The organism is Brevundimonas sp. NPDC055812 (assembly GCF_053616535.1).
The window spans coordinates 103,868-116,952 of the sequence record NZ_JBSHDX010000006.1; the positions used below are offsets into that span (position 1 = coordinate 103,868).

Below are 13,085 nucleotides of genomic sequence, written 5' to 3' on the forward strand. Positions count from 1 at the left end.
GGCCGTGGAGACAGACTGAATGAGCGCGCAGACCGAGACGCAGGACGCCGAAACCAACACCGACGGGCCCCTGCTCGATCTCACCGACGCCGGGGTGAAGAAATTCATCCGCCAGGCGAAGACGCGCGGCTATGTGACGATGGAGGAGCTGAACAAGGTCCTGCCGTCCGAGGAAGTCACGCCCGACCAGATCGAAGACATCCTGGCCATGCTGTCGGAGATGGGCGTCAACGTCGTCGAAGCCGAAGAGGACGCCGCCGAGGCGACCGGCACCGACGTGGCCGCCGCCGCCGAGACCTCGGTCGCCGAGACTCCCGCCAAGTCCGCCTATGACCGCACCGACGACCCCGTGCGGATGTATCTGCGCGAAATGGGCACGGTCGAGCTGCTGAGCCGCGAGGGCGAGATCGCCATCGCCAAGCGCATCGAGGCCGGCCGCGACGCCATGATCTCGGGCCTGTGCGAAAGCGCCCTGACGTTCGAGGCCATCATGGTGTGGCGCGACGAACTGGCCAACAACCGCATCCTGCTGCGCGAAGTGATCGATCTGGACGCCACCTACGGCATCCTGAACCCCTCGTCCCTGCCGCATAACCAGCCCGCCCCGGCCCAGCCGACCGGCGAGCCGGACGGCGACGGCGAGGAGGACGACGACGAGGACTTCGACGACGGCGGCGCCATGTCGATCTCGGCGCTGGAAGCCGAGCTGCGCGACGGCGTCATGGAGGTGCTGGACGCGATCGCCTCGGACTTCGGCGAGTTCCGCAAGCTGCAGGACAAGCTGGTCGAGGCGCGCCTGAAGGGCGAGGTCCTGACCGCCAAGGACCAGAAGACCTATGAGACCCTGTCGACGGCGATCTCGGACCGCCTGAAGACGATGAAGCTGAACAACGCCCGGATCGAGGCGCTGGTCGACCAGTTGTACGCCATCAACAAGCGTCTGATCGGTCAGGAAGGCCGGCTGCTGCGCCTGGCCGACGGCTACGGCATCTCGCGGCCCGAGTTCCTCAAGGCCTATTTCGGCTCGGAGATGGACCCGACCTGGGCCGAACGCGTCAAGGAGATGGGCGTCCGCTGGACCAAGTTCAGCGAGAACGAGGCGACCCAGATCGCCGACATCCGCGCCCACATCGCCGCCGTCGCCACCGAGGCGGGGGTGCCGATCGACGACTATCGCCGCATCGTCCAGATGGTGCAGAAGGGCGAGCGCGAGGCCCGTCAGGCCAAGAAGGAGATGGTCGAGGCCAACCTGCGCCTGGTCATCTCCATCGCCAAGAAATACACCAACCGCGGCCTGCAGTTCCTGGACCTGATCCAGGAGGGCAACATCGGCCTGATGAAGGCGGTCGACAAGTTCGAGTACCGTCGCGGCTACAAGTTCTCGACCTACGCCACCTGGTGGATCCGTCAGGCGATCACCCGCTCGATCGCCGACCAGGCGCGCACCATCCGCATTCCGGTGCACATGATCGAGACGATCAACAAGATCGTCCGCACCCAGCGCCAGATGCTTCACGAGATCGGCCGCGAGGCGACCCCGGAAGAGCTGGCCGAACGCCTGGCCATGCCGCTGGAGAAGGTCCGCAAGGTGCTGAAGATCGCCAAGGAGCCGATCAGCCTGGAGACCCCCATCGGCGACGAGGAAGACAGCCACCTGGGCGACTTCATTGAAGACAAGAACGCCGTCCTGCCGATCGACGCCGCCATCCAGAGCAATCTTCGTGAAACAACGACGCGAGTGCTCGCGTCGTTGACCCCGCGCGAGGAGCGCGTGCTGCGGATGCGTTTCGGCATCGGCATGAACACCGACCACACCCTGGAAGAGGTCGGCCAGCAGTTCTCGGTCACGCGCGAACGCATCCGTCAGATCGAGGCCAAGGCCCTGCGCAAGCTGAAGCATCCGTCGCGGTCGCGGAAGCTGCGGAGCTTCCTGGACAGCTGATCGATCTGATCGTCCGAAGATTTGCGCCGGCGAGGTTTCGATCTCGCCGGCGTTTTTCGTTCTGGGGCGCTGCGTCTGGGGCGCTGCGACGGGACTTCAGGGGATGATCAGCGAGGCGTCCGTCTTCACACGGTCCAGGGCGATCAGGGAGCGGAAGCGGTTGATGCTGTCGTTCTCTTCGAACAGCCGCTTCGTCAGCGCCTCATAGGCCGCCATGTCGGTGGTGACGACGATCAGGATGAAGCTGGTGCCGCCGGTGACATAGTAGCACTGCTGCACCTCGGGTTCGGCCAGGAAGCGGGCCTTGGCGTTCTGGACCGTCTCGGCCCGCTCGTTCTGCAGATAGACTTCGACGATGGAGGTGATGGTCAGGGGGATCGACTTCGGGTCCACCAGGGCGACGTTGCGGCGGATGACGCCGCTGGCCTCCATGGCCGCGATCCGTCGTTGAACGGCGGCGGCGGACAGATTGACGGCTTCGGCGATGGCGCGTTGCGGCGTCCGCGCGTCGCGCTGGACGATGCGCAGGATCGCGCGATCAAAGCTGTCCAGCGAGCGTTGTGGAGAAGCGGGTCGTGCGGCCATCAGCGGTCTTTTTTGCGCGAGTTTTTGTTGCGTTTGGGCCTGTGATCGAGAGGAAACGCCCCGTCCGCCCCTTGGTATAGCTCGCCGCCAAGCCAAGCGGGAACTGGAAATGACGGCGCAAATCATCGGGCGGGGTCAAAACAACCGGACGGCGCTCGGCGTCGCCTGCGGCATCGGCGCGGGCGCGCTGTGGGGGCTGGTCTTCCTGGCGCCCGAGTTGGCGCGGGACTTCAATCCCCTGCAACTGACGGTGGGACGCTACCTCGCCTATGGCCTGATCGCCTGGGCGTTGCTGGCGCCGCGGTGGAAGGCGGTGACGGCGCGGATCGGACGGCGCGACTGGCTGAACCTGTTCTGGCTCGCCCTTACCGGCAACACCCTCTACTACATCCTGCTGTCAGGCGCCGTGCAGACGGGCGGCATCGCCATGACCTCCCTGGTCATCGGCTTCCTGCCGGTGGCGGTGACCATCATCGGCAGCCGCGACCACGGCGCGGCGCCGCTGAAGCAACTGCATCTGCCCTTGCTGCTCTGCATCGCCGGGGCGGTCTGCATCGGCTGGCAGGCCCTGGCGGCGCCGGCCGAGACCTCGCCCATGACGCGATTTATCGGCTTCGCCTGCGCGGTCGGCGCTCTGGCCTCATGGACCTTCTTCGCGGTTCAGAACGCGCGGCGACTTCGCCAACTGGAGGCGGTGTCCGCCCACGACTGGAATCTGCTGACCGGCGTCGTCACCGGGGCGCAAAGCCTGTTGCTTCTGCCGGTCGCCCTGTTGACCGCTTCGGGCGCGCAGCATGAAGCGGCGGACTGGATGAGGCTGGCGGGGGTCTCGGTCGGCGTGGCCGTGCTGGCCTCGATCGTCGGCAACAACCTGTGGAACCGGATGAGCCGGCTGCTGCCGCTGACCCTGGTCGGCCAGATGATCCTGTTCGAGACCCTGTTCGCCCTGATCTACGGCTTCGGCTGGGAGCGGCGCCTGCCGACGGCGATGGAGGCGCTGGCCTTCGTTCTGGTGGCGCTCAGCGTCGCTGCCTGCCTGCGCGCCCACAAGGCGAAACCGGGCGTCGCGCATGGCGGCGCATAGGCGCAGACGCCGGGGCCGGTGCGCGACCGACCCCGGCGGTTTGTCAGCTGCGCTCGTCGAAGATGGTCTCGAAGCCGCCCCACATCATGCGCTTGCCGTCGAAGGGCATGTCCATGTTCGCCATGGCGGGGTCGTCCTGCATCTTGGCCCAGGCGTCGTCGGCGGTCTTCTTGTCGGGCCAGATCAGCCAGGAGAAGACGACGACCTCGCCGTCCTCCAGCTTCACCGCCATGGGGAAGCTGGTGACCTTGCCGTCGGGCACGTCGACGCCCCAGGTCTCGACATGGGCCAGGGCGCCGTAGCCCTTGAACAGCGGCCAGGCGACGCGGGCGGACTCGACGTAGCGGTCCTTGTTCTCGGCCTTTACGGGGGTCAGGAAGCCTGTGACGTAGCTCATCGTGGTTCTCCTTTGATGGACCCCTTTCGCTCGCCGCGGGGCGGCTCGCTGTTTGAGGGGCAGGGGCGGATGGTCGGGGCGGGCGGGGTCGGCGTCTTGCTCGAAAGCGACAGATCGGACGGCTTAGCCTTGAGGCTTACCCGATCCTGTCAGCAGCGGCCTCGATGGCGGCGATGTCGATCTTGTGCATCGTCATCATGGCCTCGAAGGCGGCCTTGGCGCGGGCGGGGTTGGGATCGTCGTAGAAGGCCATCAGGCGGCGCGGGGTGATCTGCCAGTTCACGCCCCAGCGGTCCTTGCACCAGCCGCAGGCGCTTTCGGCCCCGCCGGCGCCGACGATGGCGTCCCACAGACGGTCGGTCTCGGCCTGGTCGTCGGTCATGATCATGAACGACACGGCCTCGGTCTGGGGGAAGATCGGGCCGCCGTTCAGCCCGACGTAGCGCTGTCCGGCGAGGGTGAACTCAACCACCAGTTCGGACCCGGCCGGGCTGGACGGATTGTCGGCGGGGCTGGCGACGACGCGGTCGATGCGGCTGTCGGGCAGGCCGAGCGAGACGTAGAACTCGGCCGCCTTCTTCGCCTGGCCGAGGTCGTACCAGATACAGGGAATGATCTTGTCGCTCATGACGCGCTCTCCTGCGGGGTGAGGTTCTCGGCGACCTGGGCCAGCTGGTCGGCGGCGGCGCCCCAGCCGAGCTCGAAGCCCATGTCGCGGTGGGCCAGCATGGTCTTCTCGTCCCAGTGGCGGGCGCGGGCGGTGTAGCGAGTGCCGTCGCCCTCGGGCTCGAAGGTGTCTATGCGGACGAAGTTCATGTCGCCCGCCTGCGGGACCCAGCCCTCGACGAGGGCGCTGGTGGTGACCAGGCGGCGCTCCGGATTCACCTCCAGCACCGCGCCGCGATACTCATGCCGCTCGCCCTCGGGCGACTGCATGACTATGTCGGCGCGGCCGCCGGGGCGCAGGTCGTAGTCGACCGAGACCGTCGTCCACGGCCGGGGGGTGAACCATTCGGTCCCGTGTCGGGTCCAGGCTCGCCACACCGTCTCGGGCGGGGCCTTGATGAAGCGGCTGACGCTGAGTTCGTAGAGGTCGCTCATGACTCAGCCCCCGCCGACCTGGGAGGCGAAGGCTTCCGGCCCCTGGGCGGCGGCTTCCGGGTCCATCCACATGATCTCCCAGATGTGGCCGTCGGGGTCGGCGTAGCTGCGGCCGTACATGAAGCCGTAGTCCTGTTTGGCGCTGGGGTCGGCCTGGCCGCCGCCCTTGGCCGCGCGATCGACGACGGCGTCGACGCCTTCCTTGCTGTCCTCCGACACGCAGATCAGCACCTGGGCCGTCTTGTGGGCGTCGGGGATGGCGCGGTCGGTGAAGGTGGCCCACTTCTCATGCGTCAGCAGCATGGCGTGGATGGTGTCGGAAAAGACCATGCAGGCCGCCGTCTCGTCCGAGAACATCGGGTTCTTCTTCGCCCCCACCGCCTCATAGAAGGCGACGGAGCGCGCCAGGTCGGCGACCGGCAGGTTGATGAAGATCAGCTTGGGCATCGGCGGTGGTCCTCCCTTGCGCGGCCCTCCCTCCCTGGACGGCCTGCTCTATGATGTTGGTCGTTCTGCGCCTTGATGTTATGTTAGTCAACCATGAAGTTAGAAAAAGTAACCACTAAGTCCGAATCCCGATCCCGGCGCTATCACGACGCCTGCGGCGCGGCGCACGGGCTGGACCTGGTGGGCGAGCGTTGGGCCTTGCTGGTCATCAGAGAACTCATGATGGGGCCGCGCCGTTTCAGCGACCTGCGAAAAGACCTGTGCGGCCTGTCGGCCAATGTGCTGACTCAACGCCTGGAGGGGCTGGAGGCTTCGGGCGTCGTCCGCCGCCGCAAGCTGCCGCCGCCCGCCTCGGTCCAGGTCTATGAACTGACCGACTGGGGCTATGAGATCGAGCCGGTGTTCATGGTGCTGGGCCGCTGGGCCGCGCGCTCGCCCCAGCACGACCCGACGCTGCCGATCAGCGCCGTCTCCATCATGCTGTCGTTCAAGACCATGTTCGATCCCGCGCGAACCGGGGGCGTCGCCATGCGGCTGGGCTTCGCCGTGGGCGAGGACCGGATGGTCGTCAGCGTGGCCGACGGCGTCATCGACGCCGTGCGCGGCGAGATCGAGGCCTGCGACGTCGTGGTGCGCGCCCCGGCCCAGGCGGTCGCGGCCGCCGTTTACGGCAAGGTCCCGCTGGAAGCGCTGGAAGCGCTGGAAGGCGAGGGGGCCATGACGATCGAGGGCGATCGGGCGGTGTTCGAGCGGTTCGTCGACTTCTTCCACCTGCCGGAGAAGGCGGGCTGATCGTTTCTTCACCCCCTCATCCCTGCGGAGGCGGGGGCCAGCACGCACTGAACGGCGGTCGATTTGTGCGATTCGGCCCCACCGCGGCCCTTATTCGTGTATAGGGAGCGCCTTCCCCGACGCCCGGCAGGCTGCGACGCCTCGCCGGGCGCGGCCGTTTAACGGTCGCCTCATCTGAATTTCCAGGCCCTTCATGCCCTTTCCCGCGATCCATCCCGCGCTTGACCGCGCCTTGCTGAACAAGGGCTATCTTGAGCCCACGCCGGTCCAGGCGGCCGTGCTGGAAGGCCATGGCGAGGCGGATCTGCTGGTCTCGGCCCAGACCGGATCGGGCAAGACGGTGGCCTTCGGCCTGGCGGCGGCGCCGACCCTGCTGGGCGAGGCGGAGCAGTTTGGTCAGCCGGACACGCCGCTGATGCTGGCCATCGCCCCGACGCGCGAGCTGGCGCTGCAGGTCGCGGCCGAGCTGCAATGGCTCTACGCCGAGGCGGGGGCCAAGATCGTCACCTGCGTCGGCGGCATGGACGCCCGCAAGGAGGCGCGCGCGCTGAACTTCGGCGCCCACGTCGTGGTCGGCACGCCGGGCCGTCTGAAGGACCACATCGATCGCGGGGCGCTGGACCTGTCGGCCGCGCGCGTCGTCGTGCTGGATGAAGCCGACGAGATGCTGGACATGGGCTTCCGCGAGGATCTGGAATACATCCTCGACCAGGCGCCGGAAGAGCGCCGCACCCTGCTGTTCTCGGCCACCATCGCCCGCGACATCGCGATCATGGCCAAGCGCTATCAGAAGGATGCGGTGCGCATCGACACCGTCGACCGCAGCCAGCCGCACAACGACATCGAATACCGCGCCCTGCGCATCGCCCCGAACGAGATCGAGCGCGCCGTGGTCAACGTGCTGCGCTATTTCGAGGCGCCGGGGGTGCTGGTCTTCTGCTCGACGCGGGATTCGGTGCGTCATCTGCAGGCTTCGCTGGTCGAGCGCGGCTTCGCCTCGGTGGCCCTGTCGGGCGAGATGGGCCAGCGCGAGCGCAATGAGGCGCTGCAGGCCCTGCGCGATCGCCGCGCCCGCGTCTGCGTCGCCACCGACGTGGCCGCGCGCGGTCTGGACCTGCCCGATCTGGGGCTGGTGATCCACGCCGAACTGCCGATCAACAAGGCGACCATGCTGCACCGCTCGGGCCGTACCGGGCGGGCGGGCAAGAAGGGGATATCGGTCCTGCTGGTCCCGCACAGCCGTCGCCGCAAGGCCGAGATGCTGCTGGGCTCGGCCGGGGTCGAGGCCGTCTGGTCGGGCGCTCCGACCGCCGACGAAATCCGCGCCCAGGACGAACAGCGCCTGCTGGCCGCGCCGGTCTTCGCCGAGGAAGGCGCGGACGAGGATGCCGGTCTGGTCGAAAAGCTGGTCAAGGAGCGCACGCCGGACGATCTGGCTCGCGCCCTGCTGGTGCTGCTGCGCAAGAACCTGCCGGCGCCGGAAGACCTGACCGATCCGGGCGAAGGCCCGCAGCGCAAGCCGCGCAAGGATCGCGATGCGGCGGGCGGCGACGCCTACGCCCCCGCGCCGTGGCCGGGCGACCGACTGCAGCCGGACGAGGTCAGCTGGTTCCGTCTGGACATCGGCCGCAACCGCAACGCCGATCCCAAATGGCTGATCCCGCTGATCTGCCGCATCGGCGGCATCACCAAGCAGCAGATCGGCTCGATCCGCACCTTCCCCGAAGAGACCCGCTTCGAGGTCGCCCTGACCCACGCCGACGCCTTCCGTGCGGCGGCGGCCCAGAGCAAGGAAGAGGCGAGGATCACCCCGTCCGAGGCGCCGACGCCCGGTTCGATGAAGGGCGCCCGCAACCGCAAGTTCGAGAAGGACGGCGAGGCTCGCCCCTACGCCAAGAAGCCTTTCCGTCGCGACGAGGACGGTCAGGCCCGCCCGCCGTTCAAGAAGAAGCCGTGGAGCCCTGAGGGCGACGCAGGCCGCAGCGCGGATGGCGAGCGTCCCTTCAAGAAGAAGCCCTATTCGCCCCGCACCGATGCGACGCCGGGCGAGGGCGGCTTCAACAAGAAGCCGGGCTTCAAGGACAAGGGCGACAAGAAGCCCTTCACGCCCAAGGCGGGCTTCAAGGGCAAGCCCGACTTCAAGGCTGGCGGCAAGCCGTTCGCCAAGGGGCCGAAGAGCAAGCGGGCTTAACCATCCGCTCATCCCCGCGGAGGCGGGGACCCAGCAAGAGCCACGCGCTCATCGTTCAGAGCGGCTATCCGCGCGCTTTCGGCCAAAGCACTGGGTCCCCGCCTCCGCGGGGATGAGCGGTGCGGCCGGGGTGAGCGACTTGCCCCCGGCGCGATCCGGGGGCAGGCTGGGGTCATGAGCATCGAGCAACCCCAAGGGCGGTACGCCTCGTTCGAGGCCTTCTACCCCTATTATATCCATGAGCATTCCAACCGGACGTGCCGCCGCATTCATGTGGTCGGGACGGGACTGGTGATCGCGGCCTTTCTGGCGTTTTGCTTCACCCTGAACCCCTGGTGGCTGCTGGCCATGCCTGTGGTCGGCTACGGCTTCGCCTGGGTGGGGCATTTCTTCTTCGAGAAGAACCGGCCCGCGACGTTCAAATATCCGCTGTGGAGTCTGATGGGCGACTTCCGCCTGTTTTTCGAGACGGTCAGCGGCAAGCGGAAGTTCTGAAGGCGGGCCGAGGCCCAAAGAAAAAAGGGCGGCCGGTTCGATCCGGCCGCTCTTTTTTGTCGTCAGGCTGAAAGGCCTCAGTTCGAGGCCGTCTCCCACGCCGGGGGGCAGCCGTCGAAATCGCCCGCGTCGGCGATGGTCAGCGTCTTCATGTTCAGGCTCATGGCCGGGCGCATCGAAGCGCGGCCGTGGCCGGTGTAGAGGTCGATCTTGGCGCCCTTGATCGCGCCGCCGGTGTCGGAGGCGTACCAGTAGCCGTCGTGCACCGTGCCGTCGTTCATGCGCAGGCCGACCGTCTCGCGGATGAACAGCTTGGTGCGGCGCGGGATGACGCGCGGGTCGACCGCGACCGTGCGCATCGGAATCGGGCGGCAGCCCAGAGAATCGTTGCCGGTCGCCCCGCCGCCGCCGGCGTGATAGAGGCGGGCCGAGGCGCGCCAGTCGGGGTCGCCGGCCATCAGCTCAAGCTGTTCGGCCGACAGGTCCGCCGTTTCGGCGGTTTCGATGGAACCGAGGGCCGTCGCGGCGGCTTCTACGATGGCGGCGTCGCGGGCGACGGCCGTTTCGTAAGGGACAGGCTCTCCGGACCCGGAGAAGGCCATGGTCCACAGCATGGCAAGCGCGGCGGCCGTGCTCAACATCGATCAAACTCGTGGAAGCACCGGTCCCAACACGCGCCGGCGGCGAGTTTCTGACGGCCAATTACGGCGCAATTGCGGCAAATGAGATCAGTCGCTGTATCGGTAATGGATGAGGCGCGAATGGGGCCAGTCTATCGCCGGTCTGTGTCGGGTCGGGTAGACTATATATATAAAATATTCGACCTATTTCGTTTCTATACTTCTGCGCTTGCCTTGGTCGTTAATGACTTGATCGTCGGCGCTAACACTTTATTGGCAAGAAAAGCTGACGAACTAGCCAAGATAACGGATGCGTGATCGGCGTTCCTCCGGGCGAGGGCGGCGGGTGGAGGCGCGCGCGGGAATGCGATAAGCGGTCGTTTCTCCTTCTGAAATTTCCGACGGCGCCGTCTCATGAACCGACAAGTCAAACGCCTGATGATTTCCGCCGCGGCCCTGGTGCTGGTCGCGGCGCCCGCCGTCCAAGTAGAGGCCTGGGGCAGTTCGGGCCACCGGGTGATCGGCGTGGCGGCGATGCGCCACCTGCCGGGCGATCTGCCCGCCTTCCTGCGCACGGCCGGGGCCGCCGCCGACGTCGGCGAATATTCGCGCGAGCCCGATCGCTGGAAGGGCGCGGGCCAGCCGCATGATCGCGAGCGCGACACCGCCCACTTCGTCGACATGGACGATGAGGGCCGGGTGATGGATGCGCGGGGCATGACCATGGCCGACCTGCCGCGCCTGAAGTCGGAATACGACGCCGCCCTGATCCGCGCGGGTCTGGACGTGGATAAGGCGGGATACCTGCCCTACGCCATCATGGACGCCTGGCAGAATCTGGAGCGCGACTTCGCCTATTGGCGCGTGCTGACCGCCGCCGAGGCGCGCGAGCCGGACCTGGCCAAGCAGGCCTGGTATCGCGCCGACCGCGAACGCCGCGAGCAGTTGATCCTGCGCGACATCGGCGTGCTGAGCCACTTCGTCGGCGACGCGTCCCAGCCGCACCACACGACCATCCACTTCAACGGCTGGGCGGGCGAGACCAACCCCGAGGGCTTCACCAAGTCGCGCCGCACCCACGGCGATTTCGAAGGCGCCTTCACCAGCCGGACCCTGCGTCTGGACGCGGTCGAGGCGGCCATGGCGCCGCCGAACGTCGAGGGCTTCGACCTGCGCGCCCGCACGGCCTCGCACCTGAACGCCACCCTGACGACGGTGATCCCCTTCTATCGGATGGAGAAGGCGGGAGCGTTCAAGGACGCGGACCCGCGCGGCGCCGTCTTCGTCAATGAGCGTCTGGCGGCCGGGGCGTCAGAGCTGCGCGACTTCGTGTCGGCCGCGTGGCGCGTGTCGGCGAACAGCAGCATCGGCTGGCCGGCGGTGAAGGTCGCCGAGGTCGAGGCGGGCCGCGTCGACCCGTGGACCTCCATGGTCGGCGAGGACTGATTCTTCCTTCTCCCCTTGCGGGAGAAGGTGGGCCCGAAGGGCTCGGATGAGGGGTTTCTCTGACCGGGGGCCAAAGCCGCGGGATTAGAAAGGTCGCGAGACCCCTCATCCGTCAGTCCCCGGGACAAGCCCGAGGACTGCCTCCTTCTCCCGCAAGGGGAGAAGGATTAAAGACCGCCCATGACTGAACTCACCCCTCCCGTCGTCGTCCTCGACAAGTCGCAGATGGCCGACAACATCGGCGCGGTCGCTCGCGTCATGGCCAATTTCGGACTGTCGGAGCTGCGGCTGGTCAGCCCGCGCGACGGCTGGCCCCAGGACCGCGCCTGGGCCACGGCCTCGGGCGCCGACTGGGTATTGGACGGGGTGAGGGTGTTCGACAGCGTGGCCGAGGCCATCGCCGACCTGAACACCGTCTTCGCCACCACCGCTCGCCCGCGCGAGACGCGCCAGCCGGTGCGCACCCCGCGCGAGAGCGCGCGCATCCTGTATGACGACACGGCCTCGGGCCTGAAGACCGGCCTGCTGTTCGGCGGCGAGCGCGCGGGGCTGGAGACGACCGACATCGCCCTGTGCGCCGGGATCACCACCATCCCGATCGACCCCAGGCACCATTCGCTGAACCTGGCGCAGGCGGTGGCGATCAACGCCTATGAGTGGCGCACGCTGATCCTGGACGCCCCGCCGCCGCGCTTCCGCGAGGGCGAGCCGCCCGCGTCGAACGACCTGCTGCTCGGCATGTATGAGCATCTGGAGGCGGAGTTGGACAACGGCGGCTTCTTCTATCCGCCCGAGAAAAAGCGCTCGATGAGCCAGAACCTGCGCGTCATGCTGGGCCGGGCCGCCTTCACCGAACAGGAAGTCGCCACCATGCGCGGCGCCATCCATGCCCTTTCGAAGGGGCGCGGCCGGGTGCTGGCCAAGCTGGCGGCCGAGCGGGCTGAGGCGGCGGCGAAGGATAAGTGAAACTCGCCCTCGTCTATCCTCTCGCCGCCCTCGCCGAGATCGGCGGCTGTTTCGCCTTCTGGGCTTGGCTGAAGCTGGATCGCTCGCCGTGGTGGCTGGCGCCGGGCGTGCTTTGCCTTATCGCCTTCGCGTGGCTGTTGACCATGGTTCCGGCCGAGACGGCGGGGCGAGCGTTCGCGGCTTATGGCGGGGTCTATATCGTGGCGTCGCTGGCGTGGATGGCGCTGGTCGAGAAGACGACGCCGGACCGCTGGGACGTCATCGGCGGCGCGGTCTGCCTGATCGGGGCGGCGATCATCCTGTTCGGGCCGAGGGCCTAGAGCGCGTCGAAGAAGGCGGGCACGGTCTCGCTGGCGGGGCCGTAGACGCCCTCGTCGAACAGGGACGCGCCCTGCGTCGGCTCCAGATTGATCTCCACCGTCCGCGCCCCGGCCATGCGCGCCAGCTGGACGAAGCCCGCCGCCGGATAGACTGCGCCCGAGGTGCCGATGGAGACGAACAGGTCGCAGCGCGCCAGCGCCCGCTCGATCCGCTCCATCTCCAGCGGGATTTCGCCGAACCAGACGATGTGCGGGCGCAGGGTTCCGTGCGGGTGATGGGGCGAGGCGTGGGCGGGCTCAAGATCATCATGCCAGTCGCAGACGACGCCCGAGGCGGTGCAGCGCGCCTTCTTCAACTCGCCGTGCATATGGATCAGCTCGAAGCCCGGTGCGGGCGGCGTGTCCATATGCGCCCGGTCGTGCAGATCATCGACGTTCTGCGTCACCAGCAGGATGTCGCCCGTCCACCGCGCCGCCAGATCGGCCAGCGCCCGGTGCGCGGCGTTGGGGTGGACGCCGGCCAGCTGGCGGCGTCGCTGGTTGTAGAAGTCCTGCACCAGGGCCGGGTCGGCGGCGAAGCCCTCGGGCGTGGCGACGGCCTCGACGCGATGCCCTTCCCACAGGCCGTCCGAGGCGCGGAAGGTCGGCACGCCGCTCTCGGCCGAGACGCCGGCGCCGGTCAGGATGACGAGGTTCATG

The 13,085-nt window shown here is 67.7% G+C and carries 15 protein-coding genes; 8 read left to right on the forward strand and 7 right to left on the reverse strand.

Annotated features, from left to right (window positions below; genetic code table 11):
* Positions 1 to 19: 19 nt before the first annotated feature.
* Positions 20 to 1,942, forward strand: coding sequence for an RNA polymerase sigma factor RpoD (gene rpoD, locus ACWGL1_RS11490; RefSeq protein ID WP_338577975.1), 1,923 nt, complete (start codon positions 20 to 22; stop codon positions 1,940 to 1,942).
* A gap of 96 nt (positions 1,943 to 2,038) precedes the next feature.
* Here the strand turns inward: rpoD and ACWGL1_RS11495 are convergent, their stop codons facing one another.
* Positions 2,039 to 2,527 (reverse strand): Lrp/AsnC family transcriptional regulator, encoded by a 489-nt coding sequence (locus ACWGL1_RS11495; RefSeq protein WP_452112069.1) that lies wholly within the window; start codon positions 2,525 to 2,527, stop codon positions 2,039 to 2,041.
* Between the two features lie 109 nt (positions 2,528 to 2,636).
* On the opposite strand from ACWGL1_RS11495, the gene ACWGL1_RS11500 reads away from it, so the two are divergent.
* Positions 2,637 to 3,611 carry a DMT family transporter gene (locus ACWGL1_RS11500; RefSeq protein WP_291779359.1) on the forward strand — a complete coding sequence of 325 codons (975 nt, stop codon included), beginning with the start codon at positions 2,637 to 2,639 and terminating at the stop codon, positions 3,609 to 3,611.
* Positions 3,612 to 3,654: 43 nt separating this feature from the next.
* On the opposite strand, the gene ACWGL1_RS11505 is transcribed toward ACWGL1_RS11500, so the two are convergent.
* The 4 genes from ACWGL1_RS11505 to ACWGL1_RS11520 form a co-directional block, all read right to left on the reverse strand.
* Positions 3,655 to 4,008, reverse strand: a complete 354-nt coding sequence (locus tag ACWGL1_RS11505) for a DUF1428 domain-containing protein (RefSeq protein ID WP_291779362.1) — start codon at positions 4,006 to 4,008, stop codon at positions 3,655 to 3,657.
* Between the two features lie 136 nt (positions 4,009 to 4,144).
* Positions 4,145 to 4,636, reverse strand: a complete 492-nt coding sequence (locus ACWGL1_RS11510; RefSeq protein WP_291779364.1) for a VOC family protein — start codon at positions 4,634 to 4,636, stop codon at positions 4,145 to 4,147.
* Positions 4,633 to 5,109, reverse strand: coding sequence for an SRPBCC family protein (locus ACWGL1_RS11515; RefSeq protein ID WP_291779399.1), 477 nt, complete (start codon positions 5,107 to 5,109; stop codon positions 4,633 to 4,635). Before ACWGL1_RS11515 ends, ACWGL1_RS11510 begins: the two co-directional genes overlap by 4 nt.
* Before the next feature lie 3 nt (positions 5,110 to 5,112).
* Positions 5,113 to 5,556, reverse strand: a complete 444-nt coding sequence (locus ACWGL1_RS11520) for a VOC family protein (RefSeq protein ID WP_346484861.1) — start codon at positions 5,554 to 5,556, stop codon at positions 5,113 to 5,115.
* 93 nt (positions 5,557 to 5,649) lie between these two features.
* On the opposite strand from ACWGL1_RS11520, the gene ACWGL1_RS11525 reads away from it, so the two are divergent.
* From ACWGL1_RS11525 to ACWGL1_RS11535, 3 genes are all read left to right on the forward strand, one after another.
* Entirely contained in the window at positions 5,650 to 6,348 is a 699-nt protein-coding gene (locus ACWGL1_RS11525) for a winged helix-turn-helix transcriptional regulator (protein WP_452112070.1), read from the forward strand.
* 193 nt (positions 6,349 to 6,541) lie between these two features.
* Complete coding sequence (locus ACWGL1_RS11530) at positions 6,542 to 8,539, forward strand: DEAD/DEAH box helicase (protein WP_452112071.1); 1,998 nt, start codon at positions 6,542 to 6,544, stop codon at positions 8,537 to 8,539.
* 174 nt (positions 8,540 to 8,713) lie between these two features.
* Positions 8,714 to 9,034 carry an Mpo1-like protein gene (locus ACWGL1_RS11535; RefSeq protein WP_291779419.1) on the forward strand — a complete coding sequence of 107 codons (321 nt, stop codon included), beginning with the start codon at positions 8,714 to 8,716 and terminating at the stop codon, positions 9,032 to 9,034.
* A 77-nt stretch (positions 9,035 to 9,111) separates the two neighbouring features.
* Here ACWGL1_RS11535 and ACWGL1_RS11540 read toward each other — a convergent pair whose 3' ends face one another.
* On the reverse strand, positions 9,112 to 9,675 hold the full coding sequence (locus tag ACWGL1_RS11540; protein WP_291779423.1) for a 3D domain-containing protein: 564 nt from the start codon (positions 9,673 to 9,675) through the stop codon (positions 9,112 to 9,114).
* Between the two features lie 393 nt (positions 9,676 to 10,068).
* Between ACWGL1_RS11540 and ACWGL1_RS11545 the strand changes: the two genes are divergently transcribed.
* The 3 genes from ACWGL1_RS11545 (at position 10,069) to ACWGL1_RS11555 (ending at position 12,386) form a co-directional block, all read left to right on the forward strand.
* Positions 10,069 to 11,100 carry a S1/P1 Nuclease gene (locus tag ACWGL1_RS11545; RefSeq protein ID WP_452112072.1) on the forward strand — a complete coding sequence of 344 codons (1,032 nt, stop codon included), beginning with the start codon at positions 10,069 to 10,071 and terminating at the stop codon, positions 11,098 to 11,100.
* Between the two features lie 180 nt (positions 11,101 to 11,280).
* Complete coding sequence (locus ACWGL1_RS11550) at positions 11,281 to 12,066, forward strand: RNA methyltransferase (protein WP_452112073.1); 786 nt, start codon at positions 11,281 to 11,283, stop codon at positions 12,064 to 12,066.
* A complete protein-coding gene (locus tag ACWGL1_RS11555) occupies positions 12,063 to 12,386 on the forward strand; it encodes a YnfA family protein (RefSeq protein ID WP_088410402.1) in 324 nt (107 codons plus the stop codon). The genes ACWGL1_RS11550 and ACWGL1_RS11555 overlap by 4 nt, the downstream gene beginning before the upstream one ends.
* Here ACWGL1_RS11555 and ACWGL1_RS11560 read toward each other — a convergent pair.
* Positions 12,383 to 13,084: an NAD-dependent deacylase gene (locus tag ACWGL1_RS11560; protein WP_452112074.1), complete on the reverse strand. Its 702-nt coding sequence runs from the start codon at positions 13,082 to 13,084 to the stop codon at positions 12,383 to 12,385. The two genes, ACWGL1_RS11555 and ACWGL1_RS11560, sit on opposite strands and share 4 nt — an antisense overlap.
* Position 13,085 lies beyond the last annotated feature (1 nt).

Bases quoted from the DNA above. Each gene is read 5' to 3' on its own strand.
- ACWGL1_RS11510 (WP_291779364.1), bottom strand. From the start codon at position 4,636: ATGAGCGACAAGATCATTCCCTGTATCTGGTACGACCTCGGCCAGGCG.
- ACWGL1_RS11505 (WP_291779362.1), bottom strand. From the start codon at position 4,008: ATGAGCTACGTCACAGGCTTCCTGACCCCCGTAAAGGCCGAGAACAAG.
- ACWGL1_RS11540 (WP_291779423.1), bottom strand. From the start codon at position 9,675: ATGTTGAGCACGGCCGCCGCGCTTGCCATGCTGTGGACCATGGCCTTC.
- ACWGL1_RS11545 (WP_452112072.1), top strand. From the start codon at position 10,069: ATGAACCGACAAGTCAAACGCCTGATGATTTCCGCCGCGGCCCTGGTG.
- ACWGL1_RS11500 (WP_291779359.1), top strand. From the start codon at position 2,637: ATGACGGCGCAAATCATCGGGCGGGGTCAAAACAACCGGACGGCGCTC.
- ACWGL1_RS11515 (WP_291779399.1), bottom strand. From the start codon at position 5,109: ATGAGCGACCTCTACGAACTCAGCGTCAGCCGCTTCATCAAGGCCCCG.
- ACWGL1_RS11560 (WP_452112074.1), bottom strand. From the start codon at position 13,084: ATGAACCTCGTCATCCTGACCGGCGCCGGCGTCTCGGCCGAGAGCGGC.
- ACWGL1_RS11535 (WP_291779419.1), top strand. From the start codon at position 8,714: ATGAGCATCGAGCAACCCCAAGGGCGGTACGCCTCGTTCGAGGCCTTC.
- ACWGL1_RS11520 (WP_346484861.1), bottom strand. From the start codon at position 5,556: ATGCCCAAGCTGATCTTCATCAACCTGCCGGTCGCCGACCTGGCGCGC.
- ACWGL1_RS11550 (WP_452112073.1), top strand. From the start codon at position 11,281: ATGACTGAACTCACCCCTCCCGTCGTCGTCCTCGACAAGTCGCAGATG.
- ACWGL1_RS11530 (WP_452112071.1), top strand. From the start codon at position 6,542: ATGCCCTTTCCCGCGATCCATCCCGCGCTTGACCGCGCCTTGCTGAAC.
- ACWGL1_RS11495 (WP_452112069.1), bottom strand. From the start codon at position 2,527: ATGGCCGCACGACCCGCTTCTCCACAACGCTCGCTGGACAGCTTTGAT.
- rpoD (WP_338577975.1), top strand. From the start codon at position 20: ATGAGCGCGCAGACCGAGACGCAGGACGCCGAAACCAACACCGACGGG.
- ACWGL1_RS11525 (WP_452112070.1), top strand. From the start codon at position 5,650: ATGAAGTTAGAAAAAGTAACCACTAAGTCCGAATCCCGATCCCGGCGC.